14 protein-coding genes and 2 pseudogenes are annotated in these 18,967 nt (G+C 60.7%); 6 read left to right on the top strand and 10 right to left on the bottom strand.

What is annotated here, in order from left to right; translation table 11 throughout:
* Window positions 1-40: 40 nt before the first annotated feature.
* The 5 genes from J3P89_RS11660 to J3P89_RS11640 all read right to left on the bottom strand — a co-directional run bounded on the left by J3P89_RS11660 (window position 41) and on the right by J3P89_RS11640 (window position 9,128).
* Window positions 41-2,509, bottom strand: coding sequence for a UvrD-helicase domain-containing protein (locus tag J3P89_RS11660; protein WP_434697599.1), 2,469 nt, complete (start codon window positions 2,507-2,509; stop codon window positions 41-43).
* A 220-nt stretch (window positions 2,510-2,729) separates the two neighbouring features.
* Complete coding sequence (gene pgm, locus J3P89_RS11655; protein WP_434697598.1) at window positions 2,730-4,376, bottom strand: phosphoglucomutase (alpha-D-glucose-1,6-bisphosphate-dependent); 1,647 nt, start codon at window positions 4,374-4,376, stop codon at window positions 2,730-2,732.
* 92 nt (window positions 4,377-4,468) lie between these two features.
* A complete protein-coding gene (locus J3P89_RS11650; RefSeq protein WP_434697597.1) occupies window positions 4,469-5,866 on the bottom strand; it encodes a PLP-dependent aminotransferase family protein in 1,398 nt (465 codons plus the stop codon).
* A gap of 75 nt (window positions 5,867-5,941) precedes the next feature.
* Entirely contained in the window at window positions 5,942-7,426 is a 1,485-nt protein-coding gene (locus J3P89_RS11645) for a hypothetical protein (protein WP_434697596.1), read from the bottom strand.
* 676 nt (window positions 7,427-8,102) lie between these two features.
* Window positions 8,103-9,128 carry a zinc-dependent alcohol dehydrogenase family protein gene (locus tag J3P89_RS11640; protein ID WP_305500796.1) on the bottom strand — a complete coding sequence of 342 codons (1,026 nt, stop codon included), beginning with the start codon at window positions 9,126-9,128 and terminating at the stop codon, window positions 8,103-8,105.
* Between the two features lie 257 nt (window positions 9,129-9,385).
* Between J3P89_RS11640 and J3P89_RS11635 the strand changes: the two genes are divergently transcribed.
* The 3 genes and pseudogenes from J3P89_RS11635 (at window position 9,386) to J3P89_RS11625 (ending at window position 11,350) form a co-directional block, all read left to right on the top strand.
* Window positions 9,386-10,300, top strand: coding sequence for a LysR family transcriptional regulator (locus J3P89_RS11635; RefSeq protein ID WP_305500794.1), 915 nt, complete (start codon window positions 9,386-9,388; stop codon window positions 10,298-10,300).
* A 400-nt stretch (window positions 10,301-10,700) separates the two neighbouring features.
* Window positions 10,701-10,991: a type II toxin-antitoxin system ParD family antitoxin gene (locus J3P89_RS11630; protein ID WP_434697595.1), complete on the top strand. Its 291-nt coding sequence runs from the start codon at window positions 10,701-10,703 to the stop codon at window positions 10,989-10,991.
* 2 nt (window positions 10,992-10,993) lie between these two features.
* Window positions 10,994-11,350, top strand: a pseudogene (locus J3P89_RS11625) (type II toxin-antitoxin system RelE/ParE family toxin).
* A 62-nt stretch (window positions 11,351-11,412) separates the two neighbouring features.
* Here J3P89_RS11625 and J3P89_RS11620 read toward each other — a convergent pair.
* The 4 genes from J3P89_RS11620 to J3P89_RS11605 form a co-directional block, all read right to left on the bottom strand.
* Complete coding sequence (locus tag J3P89_RS11620) at window positions 11,413-11,967, bottom strand: hypothetical protein (protein WP_434697594.1); 555 nt, start codon at window positions 11,965-11,967, stop codon at window positions 11,413-11,415.
* Between the two features lie 187 nt (window positions 11,968-12,154).
* Complete coding sequence (locus J3P89_RS11615) at window positions 12,155-13,039, bottom strand: alpha/beta fold hydrolase (RefSeq protein WP_434697976.1); 885 nt, start codon at window positions 13,037-13,039, stop codon at window positions 12,155-12,157.
* A 150-nt stretch (window positions 13,040-13,189) separates the two neighbouring features.
* On the bottom strand, window positions 13,190-14,158 hold the full coding sequence (locus tag J3P89_RS11610) for a helix-turn-helix domain-containing protein (RefSeq protein ID WP_434697593.1): 969 nt from the start codon (window positions 14,156-14,158) through the stop codon (window positions 13,190-13,192).
* Window positions 14,159-14,249: 91 nt separating this feature from the next.
* Window positions 14,250-14,375 (bottom strand): hypothetical protein, encoded by a 126-nt coding sequence (locus tag J3P89_RS11605; RefSeq protein ID WP_434697592.1) that lies wholly within the window; start codon window positions 14,373-14,375, stop codon window positions 14,250-14,252.
* Here J3P89_RS11605 and J3P89_RS11600 point away from each other — a divergent pair.
* The 3 genes and pseudogenes from J3P89_RS11600 (at window position 14,374) to J3P89_RS11590 (ending at window position 17,888) form a co-directional block, all read left to right on the top strand.
* Window positions 14,374-15,746, top strand: a pseudogene (locus tag J3P89_RS11600) (aspartate aminotransferase family protein). The gene J3P89_RS11605 and the pseudogene J3P89_RS11600 overlap by 2 nt on opposite strands.
* Before the next feature lie 32 nt (window positions 15,747-15,778).
* Window positions 15,779-17,233 (top strand): aldehyde dehydrogenase family protein, encoded by a 1,455-nt coding sequence (locus J3P89_RS11595; protein ID WP_434697591.1) that lies wholly within the window; start codon window positions 15,779-15,781, stop codon window positions 17,231-17,233.
* A gap of 91 nt (window positions 17,234-17,324) precedes the next feature.
* Window positions 17,325-17,888, top strand: a complete 564-nt coding sequence (locus tag J3P89_RS11590) for a cytochrome b (protein ID WP_434697590.1) — start codon at window positions 17,325-17,327, stop codon at window positions 17,886-17,888.
* 41 nt (window positions 17,889-17,929) lie between these two features.
* Here J3P89_RS11590 and acuI read toward each other — a convergent pair whose 3' ends face one another.
* Window positions 17,930-18,916 (bottom strand): acrylyl-CoA reductase (NADPH), encoded by a 987-nt coding sequence (gene acuI / locus J3P89_RS11585; protein ID WP_434697589.1) that lies wholly within the window; start codon window positions 18,914-18,916, stop codon window positions 17,930-17,932.
* Window positions 18,917-18,967: the final 51 nt, after the last annotated feature.

Genomic DNA, 18,967 nt, shown 5'->3' with positions numbered 1-18,967 from the left:
GTTAACGTGGGCTTTTTTCTGATTATCGACTGTGACACGTTCAGCCGCGCCCTTGGCGATGGTCGCGGAAGAATGGCTTACCCGCCGCGACACGGTCCGAAGCTCTGGGCGCGTTGGCGGCTTGACTGTCCTGGCCGTCCACATACCAATAGCAATGTTGCACCGCCCGCGTGATGCCCACATATGCCAGGCGCAGAATCTCATCTTTTTGCGCCGTGTCGTACGGTTCGGTGTCGCCGTCCTGGCCCAGCCCGGCCATCCGGTAGACCTGGTTCTTGTACGGCGAACTGGTTAGATGCTGGCAGTCACCCAGCAGGAATACTGCATCCGCCTCAAGGCCTTTCGCGCTGTGATAAGTCATTTGCCTGAAGCGCCTCATTGGCACCGGCAGGCTAGAATCAACATTAACTATTGGCTGAATATGCTTTTCTAACAATGACTTATCGCTACTTTTTCGATACAGCATCAAGATCGAGTCACCCTTCCGGTAATGCTCATCAAGCCGCAGCGCCAACCCTTCGTCATCTCGATCCAGCACATTGACCGGACTTGGCGTTCGTGGCACGCCGCTGGCCTTGGCTTTTTTGCCAGGCATGGCCGCCGCCGCGCGCACGACATGCTCGGCGGCGTCGATGATGTATTGATGGCTGCGGTAGTTTTCGGTGAGCATTACCCGCGTGCTGGCCGGGGACGGGAATTGCTTGTTGAAGGCCATGAAGAAACTTGGCGAACTGCCGCGCCAGCCATAGATCGATTGCCAGTCATCACCCACGCATAACAGCGAAGAACGCTGGGCGGCGCGCCCCACGTGCAGGGCGGCACCGCGCCTGCGCACTTCGCGCAGGCTCGCCCGGATCCAGGAAACGATCTGCGGCGACACATCCTGGAACTCGTCGATCATCAAGTGGGCCATCGGCCGCAACAGCGCGTCATCGAGCAGCTTGAGGTTTTCCTCTGAATGCTCGCTGAACAGCGCAAACATGCGGTTGTAGGTCATGACCGGCGGCGACTGGTCGAGCAGATGGTCCTCGAAAGCGCGCCAGAAGCGGCTCAACGCCTCGAAGAAATACCGATCGGGATCGTCATGGGAGAAACTCATCTGGCCCACGGCATCAGGGACATCCAGGCCGAGATTCTCGATGAACCCTGCCGCCGCGACAAAACAGTCCAGCAAAGGGGCGGAGCCCAGCTCTCCCTTGACCTTGTAATCGAACCCCGGACCGGCACTGGCATCCCCGGCCAACGAGGCCAATACGCGCCTTGATTCTTCATAACTATCGAGCCATATCAATGGCTTACGGCAGAAAGCTTGAAACAGGGTCCGCTTTACAGCCCATTCCGCGCGCAGGCTCAGCTTGGCGCCGGGCCGGCTGAGCCGAGAGTCTTCACGTGGATCGAAACCCAGCATTACCCAGGCGTCCAGCGACGGAACGTAACCGTGGCAATGAAACCTGGCACCATTGACTTCGAAGGCCTGGCGTTTCGGCTCGATCCCCTTGATTGGCCAGGCGCCCGCCTTGAGCCAGAGATCCTCGATCGCGTCGCACAGTGCTTCGTCGCGCTGGGCCGCCAGTTCAGTCACGGCTATCCGCTTCTGCACATCCGGGTGATCGCGCTCCAGCGTCTTGAGCTGCAAGGCGTGCCGGGAAAGCGGCTTGATCAGCTCGCGGAAACGCTCGTCACGCTTGTAGAGGCTGTGATAAAAGGCGTTGAGGTGCTGGCGCTGGACCTCGTTGATGCGCAAGTCGAATGGGCTCGCCAAGGCGCCATCGTCATTTGGCCCGGCGCGAAGGCTCAGCGCCTCGAAGGCCTGGAGCCGTTCGAATCCAGGCAGGCTGCGCACCATGGGCAGGATTCGGGAGTGGAACGTGCGCACCAGCTCGCGTGCCTGCGCCAGGCTGATCGTACGCCCCCAAAGCGCAAACATGTCGATGAGCTTCTGCATGAAGTCCTTGCGCGATTCGCGAGTAAACGTGACCACGGTCATCGAATCCAGCTCGAACCCCAAGTAATGACAGAGCAGCACGATACGCAGTACCAGCGTTGTGGACTTGCCTGCGCCTGCTCCCGCGACGACCGACGTCGCCGGGGTATCGCTGAAAATCATCTTCCACTGCGCACTGCTGGGTTGCGCATGCGCCGGTAGCAGGCGCGCGACGTCGGCCTTGATGCGCTTCTTCAGTTCAGCGGTAAGCGGCAGGCGCCAGTCATCGAACAACAGATCGTCGACTTTTGGCCCCGGATGCTCGGTGCTGCGCGAATCCCTGATCAGCAGGACCTGACGCCCCTCTTCCAGGCCTTCGGCCTTGCCTTCCTTGAAACCATAATCAAAACCCGCGGTGTGCCCGCTACGAAAGCCATCGGCTTGGCCATGCAACCAGGACGCCCGATGCTGGGCGCGCAGGCGCGTCAGGCCATGACCAAAAAATCGCGCAGCCAGGCGCTTGAGCCAGGGCATCTGGGCCAGTGGCAGGAGTTCGGGAGGAAGATCGGGAGTGTGTTGCGACACGCTGAAGGACTCCGGTGTTCAGAACCATGAGGGCTATGGTGTCTGGATTTGCAGCCGGATTCCAGCCAAAAGCTTTGCTGTCAGCTATTTAGACGATGAAATGAAAGTGACATGGCAGGTTGGCATTGCGCTATTTCAGGGGACTAGGCCCTTCGCGAGCAGGCTCGCTCCCACAGTCAGATTACCTGTGGGAGCGAGCCTGCTCGCGAAAAGGACTCGATCACTGCCCGGAAATTGCGCCATCCACGAGCGCCTGGGCCTCGACCACCAGCTGTTTCAGGTGCTCGTCGCCAATAAAGCTTTCGGCGTAGATCTTGTAGATGTCCTCGGTGCCGGACGGACGCGCGGCAAACCAGCCATTTTCGGTCATGACTTTCAGGCCGCCGATGGCCTGGTCGTTACCCGGGGCGTGGCTGAGAATGCTCTGGATCGTTTCGCCCGCCAGCTCAGTGGACTGGACCTGATCCGGCGACAGCTTGCTCAGCAGCGCTTTCTGCTGCGGGCTGGCCTTGGCATCGACACGTACCGAGAACGGCTCGCCCAGCTCGTCCGTCAGGGCGCGATAGGCCTGGCTTGGGTCGCGACCGGTGCGAGCCGTCATCTCAGCGGCCAACAAGGCCGGGATCAGCCCATCCTTGTCGGTGCTCCATACGCCGCCATCCTTGCGCAGGAACGAGGCACCGGCGCTTTCTTCACCGCCAAAGCCAAGGGAACCATCGAACAGGCCGTCGGCGAACCACTTGAAGCCCACCGGCACCTCATAGAGGCGGCGGCCCAGGCGCTTGGCCACGCGGTCGATCAGGCCGCTGCTGACCACGGTCTTGCCGACCGCCGCATCGGCACGCCATTGCGGCCGATTCTGGAACAGGTAATCGATGGAGACCGCCAGGTAATTGTTCGGCGCCAGCAAGCCGCCACTCGGCGTCACGATGCCGTGGCGGTCATGATCCGGGTCGCAGGCGAAGGCCACATCGAAGCGCTCCTTCAAACCGATCAACCCTTGCATGGCGTGGCTGGAGGACGGGTCCATGCGGATCTGCCCGTCCCAATCGACCGTCATGAAGCGGAAGGTGGAATCCACCTGGGTGTTGACCACTTCCAGGTCCAGTCGATAGTGCTCGGCGATGGCGGGCCAGTAGCGCACGCCAGCGCCGCCCAGCGGGTCTACGCCCAGGCGCAGCCCTGCACCACGGATCGCATCGAAATCGATGACATTGCCGAGGTCTGCCACGTAGGTATTGAGGTAATCGTGACGATGAGTGGTTTGGGCCTTGAGCGCCTGTTCGTAGCTGATGCGCTTGACGCCGGCCAACTGGTTGGTCAACAGCTCGTTGGCCTTGGCTTCAATCCATTTGGTGATATGGGTATCGGCCGGACCGCCATTGGTGGGGTTGTATTTGTAGCCGCCACTTTGTGGCGGATTGTGCGACGGCGTAATGACGATGCCGTCAGCCAGCCCAGTGGTCCGGCCACGGTTGTAGCACAGGATGGCGTGGGAAATCGCTGGCGTCGGGGTGTACTCGTCACCCTCGGCGATCATCACGGTCACGCCATTGGCGGCCAGCACTTCCAACGCGCTGGCTCCCGCCGGAGTCGACAGTGCATGAGTGTCGATACCGACAAACAGCGGTCCGTCGATGCCCTGGGCTTCACGATACAGGCAGATCGCCTGACTGATGGCCAGTACGTGCCATTCGTTGAACCCCAGATCGAACGAACTGCCACGGTGCCCGGAAGTGCCGAACGCGACGCGCTGGGTCGCAATCGAGGCGTCAGGCCGGCCGGTGTAATACGCCGTCACCAGTCGCGGGATATCGATCAACAACTCTGCCGGCGCCGGCTTGCCCGCAAATGGACTGACTGTCATGCAAAACCTCGGAATGAAGTGGCTCGGAAAAATGAAGGCAGTTTACTGACAGTTCGACCATCACGCGACGGGTTCGATCCATCGCCCCGCGATCAGGATTGTTCGAGCCTCAAGGCCTCGGCCAGTGCGCTGAAGGCCGCTTCCCGGCCGCCCACGCCGTCGAGAGCATGAGCCAACCGAAAATGCTGGTCATATCGTCCTTGGGTGCTGAACAGCTCTCCCGGCGCGATGACGATTCGCCGGGCGAGCAGCCGTTGGAAAACCCGCCGCAGATCGACCTGACGTGAAGAGCGTACCCAGATTGTTGCGCCGCCCTCGGGCTCCTCCCATTGCAGGCAGTCTCCGACTCGCTCGCGCAACAGTTGCGTCGCCGACGCGGCGCTTTCGCGTAGCAGGCGTCGCAATACCAGTAGATGCTGGTCGATCCGGCCATTGTTGTATAAACGCGCAATCGCTTTCTGGCGAATCGGCGAAAGACGAAATGCGCGCAACAGGAAATGACGCTGCAACATCAGCGTCAGCTGACGCGACAGCACATAACCGTAGGGCGCCTCGGGCCCTATGGTTGTCTCGAAGGTGGAATACACGATCAGCCGGTCCGGGTCGAGCCACTCTCGAAAAGGCAACGCGCCGGGCTCGAATACCAACTCCGTATGGCTGTCGTTCTCCAGTACCCACGTGCCGTACTGTTCCAGCAGACGCGCCAGTGCTCGCCGGTCGGCTGCACTTTTCAACCTGCTCCTGGGCATGCTCAACACCGAAGACACCACCATCAGGCATACCGTTTCATTCGCCAGCAACCGCTCCAACTGTTCAATATCGATTTCCCCCTCGGCCAGCAAGGGCAGCTCGACGATGCGGATATCGGCCGCTTGCAACAAACGCAGGACGGTCCATTCGCAGGGCGACTCCACGAGCACCGTGTTGCCCTTGAGTGCCAGCACCGCAATCAGGATTTCCAGAACGCCGCGCAAGTCAGCGCCAATATAGACGTCATCGGCACTCCAGCATCGCGACGGTGAAGAGGTGTAGCGTGCCGCCAGTGCGGTTCGCAACTCCTGCTCTCCCCAGGGCTGCAGGGGATGTTGTGAAGCGCGCGGGTACTGGCGCAGGAGCTCGCGTTCAAGCAACAGAAGCGGACTGTCGAGCGGCTGCAACGAAGCCGGTTCATCACCGCTGAGCACCAGCATGCCTGGGCGACGCGCGTTGACGTACAGGGTCTCCAGCAAATCATCGCCATCGCCAAGAGTGGACACGCTGACCATCGGCAATGCGTAGTAGCCGGACTTGGCAATCGAATAGACCCGCCCTTCCTTTTCCAGCAGGGAATAAGCGTACTGGATGGTGGATATGGAGACATTGAGGCGCTCGGCCAACTGCCGCAGTGACGGCAGACGCACCCGAGCATCAGCGCCCAGCTCATTGATCAGGTTCGTCAGGTACCGATAAACCGCCTGGTAGGTGAAGTCTGTTTCACGGTGGCCCTTCATGAGACTGGGCCGCCGAACCGAACCCTCACCAACCGGGCCTGGGTGTTCACGACAAAATACGTCAAACCCCGTCCCTCAGCGCCGCGCTGCACGTTCGCCGGGATCATCGGCGCCCTGCCCGCCCTGGTCCGTATCAGCGCGTTCCATGGCCGTTTGCGGGTCCGCCCGGATGATTTCCGGCTCCGGCGTGGTGATTCGGGCCCGGTACAACTTGCACAGCATTGCAACGGGCAGGCCACTGACATCGACCATCCAATGCGCCACCTGATCCGTGACCGGGCCGCCCCGCAACGCCCTGTGCAGATCGGGCATGCCCACCAGCATGCCGGGATGACAGCACCGCAGGAAATGCTCCAGGCCGGCGCCCTTTTCAACGAAGGGCGCAAACAGCATGCACACCAGTTGCGTTTCGTTCAGATTCAGATTTTTTTCCGTTTCCAGGGCGATCACGGCTCGACGCTCGGGAATCTCCGACGGTGCACCCAACAGCCCCTGGACCTGCTGGCAGACGGGCTCCGGCATACGCTTGCGGTGCATGACCATGATCATGCGTTGCACATAATCGGTGTAGCCAGCCGCATAGCCGCGCTCCTGCTGATGACAGGCCTGCAAGCCACATAGGTGGGCCGAGAGGTACGGACTCAGGTATTCATGCTCAAGCGATGGCGCAACCAGCTCATCGGAGCTGACGCCGAGGAATTCGCTGAACAACGCCCAGTTGCTTTCTTCCAGCCGCTCGGTGACCAGATCATCAATACGGATGTGCCCCACTTGCCGGCAGGCCTCCAGCCGCCCTTCGGGTTGCCAGACACCCAGGTGCTCCTGGCCATAAAAACGCCGGAACAGGTCACTGCCCAGGTAATCGAGTTGGGCAAACAGGCCGTCGAATCCACCCACGGGCTCAAACACCAGACCGATCTTGCGGGTCGCCCGGCGCAACCCGGACAGGAACTGCTTTTGCTGGCGTGGCGTGTCGCAACTGACCCATGAATCCACGCCCGCATCCCAGCGAGCCATGTTCTTGTAGAACTCCGCCATCGCCAGGTAGCCTTCGTCGCCCACGCCCAGGAGGCTGTCGGAGGAACGCAGGTGCCCAAGCATCAGCATGTCAGTGCGATTGGCCTCGCGCCCTTGCGCCGATAACGGCTTGGAGCGATCAAACGGCACCACCTCTCGATTGTCAGCCATCAGCAGCTCTACCCGTGGATCGTCGTAGAGAAACAGAGCGCTGTAGCAACAGTGGATATTCTCCAGGGTGGCCTGGGTCATCTCGCCCAGGCGTGGCGTGGCGACGCGCAGGTCGAAAGTCGTCGGATGCCGGCCAGCAATGCTCAACTGCGCGGCGCGCAGGGCCGTCAGCGCATAGAACCCCTCCCGACTGCCATTCTGGGCCACCAGCACCCGATAGGTGCCGATTCGTTCAATACCGCCAGCGGCAACGATCAATCGCTGGACCAGAAGCTGCAGTGCGGTCCGTTCCGCACGGGAATAAAATTCCAACAAGCGTTGCAATACCTGTTGATATACGTAAGTCATTGCCTGCTGATGAATTGCACTCATAACTTTTACCTAAAATCCGTTTATCGACGTCGCACCCACACCACGTTGATTGCTCGACGCGCCAGTCGGGTGAATGCCTTTGCCATTTATTAAGAGTATTGACGATACACTTTGCTTTCGCGCGATGTAATTAATCTACACATGTATGGATCGTGCCCCCTGCTTTTCTCTTTTCGCCAAAAGCACCCGTATTCATTGGTCTTCGCCCACCTATCAAACCGTCCTAGGAGATTTCTTACAGCGTCCCACAGACAATGGAGACAGAAAACAAGGAATATGCCGAGCGACGCTTTACCTCTTGCCAAGATAATCTTCTTCAAGGCAGCAGGCGACCCAGAGCAAACAACACCCCGGACACTTTAAATAGGAACAAGAAACAGCAGACGGCCGCGCAGACGAGTGCTGCGCAGCAATTCCTCCTTGAGTTCGAAAGTCAGTATTCAATTATCAAGACTTGAGTAATGATTAAAAGATACAGATTGGCGGCAAAAACCAGTTCAGTTGCTTTTTGCAAGATGCCGCCTTTCGACAGCGGGAGTAAACGGCGTCGTTGATTCGTGCGCAGCCATGCGCAGGTCTGCTGAAGGACAGAGACACAGAACGGTCAAGAAGACTGGCCAGGGCGGCCGAAAACAGCGCAAGAGTCGAAACGATGACTCTTGCGCAAGGGGGGAAATCAGGCGGGGTCGACTACCTGGAGGGCAACGCGTTCACGGCAAGGGCATTCGCCCATGTACCGATGGGCCTCGACGAACTCGGAGAATGGAAACACTCGAGTCTTGAGGGGCAACAGGACACGGTCGGCGGTCAACTGGTTGATATCACGCAACGCCCGTTGCAACGCGACCTGGTCCTGGAGAATGCCCAGCTCCGGCTTGCCGGTGAAATTGCCGATGCAGTGGACAAAGAACTGGATGTTCTTCTGGAACGCCGCGCAGGCTGGAAACGGTGTCTGGTTGCCACCCTGCAAGCCATACAGCACCAGGCTGCCACGGGGCGCCAGGACATCGCCAAGCAGCGACATCTGCGGCCCGCCCAAGCCGTCGAACACCACATCGACGCCACGGCTGTCGGTGAGCTTGTTGATTTGCATCAACAAGTCCTGCTCTTCGGTGACGATGACTTTTTCGGCGCCCAGCGACAGCAGGTATTCACGCTCTTCAGCCGTCTTGGTGGCGGCGATCACCCGCACGCCCAACGCCTTGCCAAGTTGCACGAAGGAAGGACCGGCGCAATGGCTGGCATCGGTCACCAGCGCAAACTGCCCGGGCTTGACCCTTGCCAGGTCCATGTAGGCGAAATAGGCGATCAGCAGCGGCGTGTAATGGACCGCGGCCTCGATCGGGCTGAGCACGTCGGGATAGCGGGTCAAAGCGGTGCGCGGCAGGACGATGACCTCGCCGTACACCGGATAATCGTTCGGGCTCTCGGCGGGGAAGCTGGCGACTTTGTCGCCCACGGCCAAGTCATCGACCCCGTCGCCGACGGCTGTCACCACGCCGGCCATTTCATGGCCCAGGCCTGAAGGCAGGCGCGCCTGGGACGATGCCAGGTTCTGGCGCCACAGGGTGTCGTACCAACTGATGCCGATCGCTTCGACGCGGACCTGCACTTCTCCTGGCGCAGGAAGAGCCGCCGCATGCTCTTCGCATTTGAGCACCTCGGCACCACCAAACTTGTGAAAACGGATCGTGCGGGACATCGCAAACCTCGTCAAAGTAACCTCTAATGCCATGAACTCTATCCGGGCTTTGTAGCCAAGACCATCAGTGGCTATTAATAGTCGACATGCCTGTCATTGATTCCGCAGCAAGAAAACTGAACCGGCCCTGTAGGACCCGGCCCTGAAAAATGCAATTAGCCGGTGCAGAGTACCAGTCTTTCCCCGTAAGATTCATGCCGGCCATTGTTCCCATATAGCCGCCCACGTCAAGCTTGCCGAATCTGCCAGGACCCCAGATGAATCGTAATGACCTGCGTCGTGTCGACCTGAACCTGTTGATCGTGTTCGAAACATTGATGCATGAGCGCAGTGTGACCCGCGCCGCCGAGAAATTGTTCCTCGGCCAACCGGCCATCAGCGCCGCGCTGTCGCGCCTGCGCAGCCTGTTCGACGATCCGCTGTTCGTGCGCACCGGGCGCAGCATGGAGCCCACCGCGCGGGCGGTGGAAATCTTTGCCCTGCTCTCTCCAGCCCTGGACTCGATCTCCACGGCGGTCAGCCGGGCGGCGGAATTCGATCCGGCCACCAGCACCTCGGTCTTTCGCATCGGCCTGTCGGATGACGCCGAGTTCGCCCTGCTGCCGATGCTGCTCAAGCGCCTGCGGGCCGAAGCGCCAGGCATCGTGCTGGTGGTGCGCCGGGTCAATTACATCCTGATGCCGGGCTTGCTGGCCTCCGGCGAAATCTCCATCGGCGTCAGCTACACCGACGACCTGCCGGCCAACGCCAAGCGCAAGGTCTTGCGACGCAGCTCGCCGAAAGTGCTGCGCGCCGACACCGCACCGGGACGTCTGACCCTGGACGAATTCTGCGCCCGCCCCCATGCGTTGGTGTCCTTTGCCGGCGACTTGAGCGGGTTCATTGATGAAGAGTTGGAAAAGCTCGACCGCAAGCGCCATGTGGTATTGGCCGTACCGCAGTTCAACGGCCTGAGCACGCTGCTGTCGGGCACCGACATCATCGCCACCGTGCCCGACTACACCGCCGAAGCACTGACCGCCGCCGGTGGCGTGCGCGCTGAAGACCCACCGATCCCGGTGCGCAGCTTCGAACTGCACATGGCCTGGCGCGGCTCCCAGGACAACGACCCGGGCGAACGCTGGTTGAGATCGCGGATTCAGATGTTTTTTGGGGACCCTGACAGTCTTTAGGCGATGTCTGGCAGGCTGTTTATCTGACCATTTTGCCTTTCAACAAACCACGGAGCTCCATTCACTTCCAGTGGATGGCTACATTGGGGCACATCTGAGGGCATGCTTTGGATGGTTTGAAAAGGATGCCCCCAGCCTAAGGCCAAATCGGCTATTGATGAGGATACCTCCCACCGGACACTCTGCGATTCGATAGGCCGGCCTGAAGCTTTCAGCGGAACGGTGGGCACTGATCTGCAGGTCGCTTTATTACGGGCGGATGACTTTGAACCTTGCTGATTGGCGCCGAGTCAGCCATCACCTGATCGCCGGATATCGGCCCCAAGCTATTCCCCTGAGCGAAGATGGCATAATATGCCAACAATCAAAAGTACCTGTTTGCATAGAACTGGAGCTAGTTATGGCGACGCGAAACGTTGTGCTCACCCCTCACCACGAACAGCTTATCCATGACTTGGTGCAGTCCGGCCGTTATCAGAATGCCAGCGAAGTGATGCGAGAAGGTCTACGTTTATTGGAGCAGCGCGTCGCCGAAGACACCGCCAAAATTGAGGCCCTGCGTCAGGCGACCTCAATCGGCACCATGGATCTTGAGCACGGGCGCGTTACTCAGATGAACGAAGGGGATCTGGAGCACTACCTCGAGGGCTTGAGTCTGGAGGCAACCCTCCCCGCGCGCGAGAAACACTGAGCATGCCGCCGTATCGGATTTTCAACGCGGCGCGCGCCGACATTGTCGACATTCTCAGGCTCTCGCAGACGCAGTTCGGCGATCAAGCTCGTCAGCGCTACCAAGCGCTGATCCTCGCGGCGCTGCAAGCGCCTGCCGACACGCCTTATCGCATCGGCAGCCACGACTGCGATGAGCTTGCACCTGGCCTTCGCAGCTATCACCTCATCTATTCACGCCTGTAGGCCAAACAAACCCATGGAACGGTCAAAAGCCCACGCCATATCGTGTTCTATCGTGTGGCAAACGACGACGTGATCGAGGTCGTCAGGCTCCTTCATGACGCCATGGAAGTGCAGTTGCACTTGCCTAACGATTGATCAGCAACCTGGCCCAACGGCTTAACTGGCCAGGAATAGCGAACTATCCGGAAACCAGCGGTTTACTTGCCCAGAATATTCTCCAACGCAGCGGTGTGGCCGGCCGTGTCGTTTACGCTGGACATCACTTCGATGATAGTGATGTTCTGATCGTTCATCGTCATCAACGAGGCCATCAGTAGTTTCAGTCCGTTGAAATCGTCGGTGCCGTCCAGGCGGTACATCTTCAGGCCGTTCACCTGAATGGTCTTCTCGCCAGTCATGCGAAAGTTGGGTGATGCGGCCTGCTGCGTTTCCTTCACAGTATCCACGGCGAGGAGAAACGCAGCGTCCGGGGTGGTGCCGGCAGTCGGCGCCGGACCTTCGGTAACGATGATGGCCCGCTCGCTTTTCGGATCAAAGTACATCGTGCCGCCGTTCTCGCTGTTCAAGGTACGGGCCTCGACGCCGTTCAGCACGAACTTCAGCTTGCCGCCTGCAAGGGACACCGCTTGCGTGTCCGATGCCGCCGTAGCGGTTTCTTCAGGCGAGGCAGCAACGGCCATGGTGGCCACGCCGCTCAAGGCAGCAAGCACGCACAAGGAACGGGTCCAGCCCAACAGCAAATGCTTCGACATTCATAGCGCCTTTGTTTTCAGGCCGTCGAATACCGACTACCTGTCGTGCGAACAGCCTAACTTACTTGCCTGCTCATTTGCCCAGGATGTTGTGGGGGCGCTGGTTCCGGGTTGTTGCTGGGGTTGGATCGGGATGACCAGCAGCATCGAGCCTAAGTCTCACGACTTGGGCAGCCTGCCAAGGAAGTCATCCACCGACGCTCAAGATCCCGTCAGCAAATTTTCCTGGCGCCTCTTGAGGCACGTTGTGGCCAATGTTTTCCAGGATTTCCCGGCGATACGACCCGGTAAAATGACGGGCGAATGGGTCCTCCTCGGCAGGCGGATCAACCGCATCAGCGCCACCCTCCAGAACCAATGAAGGCACCGCGATCCCGGGTTGTGCGGCAAGCTGGGATTCTATGTCCCGATAGGCTGGATCTCCCTCGGCCAATCCGAAACGGTGACGGTACGAGTGTGTTACCACGTCAACAAAGTCGTCGTTCTCAAACGCTGCAGCGGTCGTTTCGAACGCCTCCTGCGTGAACCCCCAGGTTGGCGACCACATGCGCCATAACAAGCGGCAGAAATCCCTTCTGTTCGAGGTCAATCCAGCGCGACCACGGCTACCGTGAAGATAGTATTGATACCAGAGCAGGTGCTCCGCCTCGGGAGAAACAGGCCGGTGCGCTTCAGCGATATTCTGAATACTGTAGCCACCACAGCTGACCAAACCGCTTACCCGTTCCGGCCATAGCGCGGCGACGATGCAAGCCGCTCTTCCGCCCCAGTCATAACCCGCAAGCACAGCTTTTTCGATTTTCAGTGCGTCGAGAAAAGCCAACAGGTCGGCTCCTATTGCCGCCTGCTCTCCAGAGCGCATTGTCTGCTCATCCAGAAATCGGGTGGGGCCGTAGCCACGAAGGAAAGGCGTCAAGCATCGCTTTCCAGCTGAAGCCAGGATCCTGGCGACTTCATCATAGGCATGCACGTCATAGGGGAAGCCGTGGAGGAACACCACGGGGGGCCCGTCGACCGGACCGACCTCCAGATAGGCGATTTCCAGAACACCGGCTTTAACAGTTTTCATCATTGCCTCCTGCATGGCACCTGCGATCGAAAAATCGGACAAGGAAAAACACGCCCATGCTCAATGAATCGATAACCTCGCGTTCCATCAGAAGCGACAAGCGTCCCGCCCGGAATCGACGCCAGCGCACCGCCGATTGCGCCAGGAAAACCTTCAGGCATGGGCGCAATCGGGAATGGCGGCGCGGGTCGTATGGGAGGGCAATTCCGCGAACAGCTCCTGATACTCCGCGGCAAAATGGCTGAGGTGATAAAAACCCCATTGGGCGGCGGCGTCGCCGATCGACAGATGGGACGCCCGGGTAGACATCAAGGTCCGGCGCACACCGTTGAGCCTGACGGAGCGCAGATAGTTGAGCGGCGTGGTCTCGGCAACCGAGCGGAAGCTGTTCTGCACGGTACGCCGACTCACCTGGAGGCGCTGGCAGAGGTCGTCCACGCTGGGCACGTTGTTCAGTTCCGCGGTCGCCAGGCGGTGGCATTTTTCGACAATATAACTGCGGGTCGAGCTTGGCGTGCGCTGCTGCTTGTCGCAGGCCGGATCGGTCATCAATTGCAGCAACTCGCCGAGCATGGCCTGTTCCAGCACCAGCTCGCGATCGTGCGTCGGGTCGAGCTCTTCGCTTGAGAGGGCCTGGGAGAATGCCGCCAGCATGCGACGGCGGGCGTCGGCATAACGTTGAGTGGGCAGCCTGATGACCGGCTGCCGCAACAATTGGCCGATTTCCTTTGCCGAGGTGGTTTGTGCCAGCGCCTGCTCGAACCATTCGCGCTCGAAGGTAATGGCCAGCAGCTCCATGCCCATCGGCATATGGAACATGAACTCCTCGCCCCCGTGCAGGAAGAACAGGCTGCTGTCGTCGACCTCCCGCCCTTGCATCCGGATCGAACCCGGAACCGTGATGGGCACGGCGAAACACATCTTGCCCCGGGGCGCAACGCCGTGCTGCACGACACGCTGGTTGATCTTCTCGCGAAATACGTGGCAGCGCGCGGTGCTCAGCTGTATGAGCGAGCTCTCGGCTGAGCCGGCAGTCAGTTGGTTGTAATCCTGATTCCACTCCTGGACGGTAGCGGCGTGAACATGAATATCGCGGAAATGGCTGATGTTGTGGTTTTTCATGATGACAAAAGCCTCTGCCGATATTCTTGTTTTTGGGATCGTCTTTGTGCGCAATATTCTCACGATAGGAGAATTCTGCAAATTTATTTGATTAGCTGTCAGCACTCATGCCGGAACGCTTGTGGCGGCCAGCCAATGTGCCGATTCGGGCTACCGGCCGCGCACGGGCGACGGGGATGATCGGGACACTGAAACCGACATCCTGAGAGACCGTCATGAGTGAAGCCAAACTTGAATCCCTGCATTTTGCGGATGCCCCGCGGATTACCTCCGCCATTCCCGGCCCCAGGACCATCGAGGCCCTGGCGTTATCGGCGCGTACCGAGTCGATGGCGCGCGGCGGCGGACGCATGCCCGTGGCCATGGACCGGGCTTTTGGCGCGACCTTCAAGGACCCCGATGGCAACACCTATATCGACCTGTCCGCCGGCGTGGGCGTCAGCAGCGTAGGCCGCTGCCATCCGGAGGTAGTGCAAGCGATCCGTGAACAGTCCGAAGTGCTGATGCACGCCCTGGAAGTGAACAGTACCCGGCGCACCGAACTGGCGGCGAAGATTGCCGAAATCGCCCCCGACGGCTTGCGCGGCGATTGCATAACGTTCTTCACGCAAAGCGGCAGCGACGCGCTGGAGGCCGCGGTCAAGTTCGCCAAGCGCATTACCGGGCGGCATCAGATCATCGCTTTCCACGGTGGCTACCACGGCGTCTGGAACGCCTCGGGCGCGCTGACCACCGGCACGGCCTACCGCAAGGGCTACGGTGCCCAGATGGGCGGGGTCATTCATGCGCCCTACCCTTACGCCTATCGTTTTCCCTTCGACACCACGCACAAAAGCGCCGAGCAGATCGCCGGCGAATACGTGGATTACTTGCTGAACACCCCTTACACAGCGGCCGATGACGTGGCCGCGGTGATCGTCGAACCGGTCCAGGGCGAAGGCGGCTACGTGCCCCCGTCGCCAGAGTTCCTGCAATTGTTGCGCAAGGCCTGCGACCGCAGTGGCGCGTTGCTGATCGTCGATGAAGTGCAGTCCGGCGCGGGACGCACCGGCAAGATGTGGGCGGTCGAACATTCAGGCGTGAAGCCCGACATGCTCACCTTCGGCAAGGGCATCGGCAGCGACCTGCCGATGGCGGGCCTGATCATGCGCTCGGACCTGGCGGCGGAGATTCCTGACGGCTCGGTGCCCAATACCTTTGCGCCAACTCACTCTCGGCGGCAGTGGCGCTGACCAATATCAGCATCCTCCAGGACCCCGAGCTCGACCTGCTCAACCGCGCCCACACGCTCGGGCTGGAAGCGCAGGAACGCATCCGCGGTTTCGACAGCCCGTTCATCGGCGAGGTACGCGGTCGCGGCCTGATGATCGGCATCGAGCTGGTCGAGGACCCGGTCACCAAAGCGCCGCTGGCGCCGGCCAGGATCGGCCAACTGATGAGCTACCTGCTGAACCACGGCGTACTGATGATTCCCTGCGGTCGCTACAGCAACGTGATGCGGGTGATGCCTTCGCTGACGATCCCACGCTCGCTGTTCTTCAAAGCTCTGGACATCTTTGGCGACGCCCTGGCCACCCTCAAGGCATGACCGTCCACTTCACCTTAATTACGGATCGCAAAATGACCCAGCACTTCAAGCACTTCATCGAAGGCGCGGCCGTCGAAGCCTCCGACGGCCGCCGCATCCCCCTCGTCGATCCAGTGACGGAACAGGCCTACGGCAGCTCCGCGCGTGGCACCGCCGAGGACGTCGACCGTGCGGTGAACGCTGCACTCGACCAACTTGAGCGTGGCGCCTGGAGTCGGCTCGACGGCGCCCAGCGCGCGCGACTGCTGTCGAAACTGGCTGACCTGGTCGAGCGCGACACCGAACAGCTCGCCGACCTCGACGCCAATGCCATCGGCCGCTCCCCCCTCGAACCCCGCCGGATGGACATCCCCAACGCCGTTGCGAACCTGCGCGCCGCCGCCGGCTGGGCCAATCAGCTGGAGGGCCGGACCATCCCCTCCGGCGGCTATTTCGGCACCAGGACCCTGTCGTATACGGTGCGCGAACCGGTGGGCGTGGTCGGCGCCATCGTGCCCTGGAACTCACCACTGATGATCACCGTCTGGAAGCTCGCCGCGTTACTCGCGGCAGGCTGCACGGTGGTCATCAAGCCTTCGGAAGAAACCCCGCAATCGGCCCTGCATCTGGCGGCGCTGGCCCAGGAAGCGGGCCTCCCCGACGGCGTGATCAACGTGGTCACCGGTTATGGCGATGAAGTCGGCCGTGCCTTGTGCGAACACCCGCACGTCGCCAAGATCAGCTTCACCGGCAGCCCCGAAGCCGGTCGCGAAATCCAGCGCACCGCCGGTGTGCTGTTCAAGCGCGTCGCCCTGGAGCTGGGCGGCAAGAGTCCGCAGATTGTCTTCGACGACGCACCCTTCGACGATGCGCTGCACGGCTGTTCGCTCGGCCTGTTCGTCAACCAGGGACAGATCTGCGCAGCCGGCTCGCGCATCCTGGTCCAGCGCGGCATCGCCGAGCGCTTCGCCGCGGCGCTTGCCGATGCCGCACGAGCGGTCAAGGTCGGCGATCCTCGGCAAGCCGACATACAGATGGGCCCCGTGGCCAAAAAAGCCCAGTTCGAGCGCGTCAACCGGTACATCCAACTGGGCATCGAGCAAGGTGCCACGCTGTTGGCGGGCGGCGTATCGACGCCCGAAAGGGGCTGGTTTGTCCAACCGACCATCTTTGCCAATGCACGCAATGACATGGCGATCGCCCGGGACGAGATCTTCGGCCCGGTCGGCACCGTGATCACTTTCGACAGCGAAGACGAGGCTCTTGCCTTGGCCAACGATTCTGCTTACGGCCTCGCGGCGACGGTCTGGACCAACGACCTGGCAAAAGCGCATCGCGTGGCTGGGGCGGTGAAGGCCGGCGCCGTGGGCGTCAACTGCTGGAGCCCGCTGGACGCCAACCTGCCTTGGGGCGGGGTGAAAGCCAGCGGCATTGGCCGTGAGGGCGGATTTGCCGGCGCGTTGGCCTACACCGAAGAAAAAGTCATCACCGTATTGCTGCCCACCTGATAGCCATCCCTGCACTGACCGAGCGACCCTCGATGCGCTGATTAGCCGAGGGTCGCTCAGGTGCATTTTTGTTACCGATGGAGAGACCGCGATGAATCCGGCAAATCAAACCCCTGTTGATCGGTATCCTACGTCCCTGCGACTCCTGCATTGGACGCGCGCCGTGCTCATCGCAGGCCTGCTCTGGGCAGGCTGGCACATGACCGGGCAGGATGACGAGGTGGCGAGCAAATACGAGCTTTATTATCCGTGGCACAAATCGTTCGGGGTGTTGGCATTCTTGCTGGTCCTGGTTCAGATCGTCTTGCGCGTACAAGCCCCCAGGCTGCCGCAGCCGCCGGAATCATTGGCGCGCTATGAACGGGTTTCGTCAAGACTTGCGCACCGTACCTTGTATGCGCTGCTGGTGATCGTGCCGTTGATGGGCTATTCGATGTCGAGCACGTACACGATGAGCGACGGGGTGTTCTTCTTTGGCGTGAACCTCCCGGAGCTCCTTGGCAAAAATGACGATTGGTTTGTCGTCTTCCAATGGCTGCACAAGGTGCTCGCCTACACGCTGCTCGGCCTGATCCTGCTGCACGTTGCCGGCGCGCTCAAGCACCGGTTCCTCGACCGCGATCCCCGAAGCGACGTGCTGCGCCGCATGCTCTGACGGCTTTGCAAACCCTCGTCGGACACCGCGGGAGGCCTTGATTATGCGTTCACATCCACGACCGTACGCCCGCGCACCTTTCCTTCCAGCACCTGAGCGGCGACCTGCGGAACCTGCGCCAGGCCGACGACCTGGGTGGTCCGGGCGAGCTTGTTCACGTCGAGATCCCGGGCCAGTCGCGCCCATGCCTGCAGGCGAACATCTTGCGGAGCGTTCACCGAGTCGATACCGGCGAGGGTCACGTTGCGCAGGATGAAGGGCAGCACCGAGCCGGGCAGATCCGCCCCCTGGGCCAGGCCGAAAGCGGCGACAACGCCACGATATCGAGTCTGTGCCAAGGCGTTGACCAAGGTATGGCTACCGACCGAATCGATGACGCCGGCCCAACGCTCCTTGGCAACCGGAGCACCCGGCTCGGACAAGGTGTGGCGATCGATAATCTCGCAGGCACCTAGATCGCGCAGATAATCGGCTTCTTCCGGGCGGCCGGTCGAGGCAATCACCCGATAGCCCAGGCCGGACAACAGTGCGATTGCAACCGAGCCCGCGCCGCCATTGGCGCCGGTCACCAGGATGTCGCCACGCTCAGGCGTCAGGCCGCCATGCTCCAGGGCCAATACACTGAGCATCGCGGTATAGCCGGCGGTGCCGATGGCCATGGCCTGGCGGGTCGAAAAAACCTCCGGAACCTTCACCAGCCAGTCGCCGCTCACGCGCGCCTTCTGGGCAAAGCCGCCGTGGTGGGTCTGGCTCAGCCCCCAGCCGTTGAGCAGCACCCGATCGCCAGCCCGGAAAGCGGCATGACTTGAGCTTTCGACAACGCCGGCAAAGTCGATGCCGGGAATCAGCGGAAATTGGCGGATCACTGGTGTGCGACCGCTGAGCGCCAAGGCGTCCTTGTAATTGACGGTGGAGTACTCGATCACGACGGTGACGTCGCCGGCCATCAGGTCCTCATCCTTGAAGTCGACCAGGCTGGTGGAAATCACCTCAGCGGTTTGGGTGCAAAGCAGCGCTTTGAAGGTCATTGTTGGTTTCCTCTTCATTCTGAGCGGGTCGGGGCCAACGCAGCGAATGCA

It is taken from the genome of Pseudomonas sp. Z1-14 (genome assembly GCF_051132005.1).
Taxonomy (GTDB): Bacteria; Pseudomonadota; Gammaproteobacteria; order Pseudomonadales; family Pseudomonadaceae; genus Aquipseudomonas.
Note: the sequence above shows the minus strand (reverse complement) of the source record. Positions and strands in the feature narration are given on the sequence as shown.

Bases quoted from the DNA above. Each gene is read 5' to 3' on its own strand.
- pgm (WP_434697598.1), bottom strand. From the start codon at position 4,376: ATGACAGTCAGTCCATTTGCGGGCAAGCCGGCGCCGGCAGAGTTGTTG.
- J3P89_RS11650 (WP_434697597.1), bottom strand. From the start codon at position 5,866: ATGAAGGGCCACCGTGAAACAGACTTCACCTACCAGGCGGTTTATCGG.
- J3P89_RS11645 (WP_434697596.1), bottom strand. From the start codon at position 7,426: ATGAGTGCAATTCATCAGCAGGCAATGACTTACGTATATCAACAGGTA.
- J3P89_RS11640 (WP_305500796.1), bottom strand. From the start codon at position 9,128: ATGTCCCGCACGATCCGTTTTCACAAGTTTGGTGGTGCCGAGGTGCTC.
- J3P89_RS11635 (WP_305500794.1), top strand. From the start codon at position 9,386: ATGAATCGTAATGACCTGCGTCGTGTCGACCTGAACCTGTTGATCGTG.
- J3P89_RS11630 (WP_434697595.1), top strand. From the start codon at position 10,701: ATGGCGACGCGAAACGTTGTGCTCACCCCTCACCACGAACAGCTTATC.
- J3P89_RS11620 (WP_434697594.1), bottom strand. From the start codon at position 11,967: ATGTCGAAGCATTTGCTGTTGGGCTGGACCCGTTCCTTGTGCGTGCTT.
- J3P89_RS11615 (WP_434697976.1), bottom strand. From the start codon at position 13,039: ATGATGAAAACTGTTAAAGCCGGTGTTCTGGAAATCGCCTATCTGGAG.
- J3P89_RS11610 (WP_434697593.1), bottom strand. From the start codon at position 14,158: ATGAAAAACCACAACATCAGCCATTTCCGCGATATTCATGTTCACGCC.
- J3P89_RS11605 (WP_434697592.1), bottom strand. From the start codon at position 14,375: ATGACGGTCTCTCAGGATGTCGGTTTCAGTGTCCCGATCATCCCCGTC.
- J3P89_RS11595 (WP_434697591.1), top strand. From the start codon at position 15,779: ATGACCCAGCACTTCAAGCACTTCATCGAAGGCGCGGCCGTCGAAGCC.
- J3P89_RS11590 (WP_434697590.1), top strand. From the start codon at position 17,325: ATGAATCCGGCAAATCAAACCCCTGTTGATCGGTATCCTACGTCCCTG.
- acuI (WP_434697589.1), bottom strand. From the start codon at position 18,916: ATGACCTTCAAAGCGCTGCTTTGCACCCAAACCGCTGAGGTGATTTCC.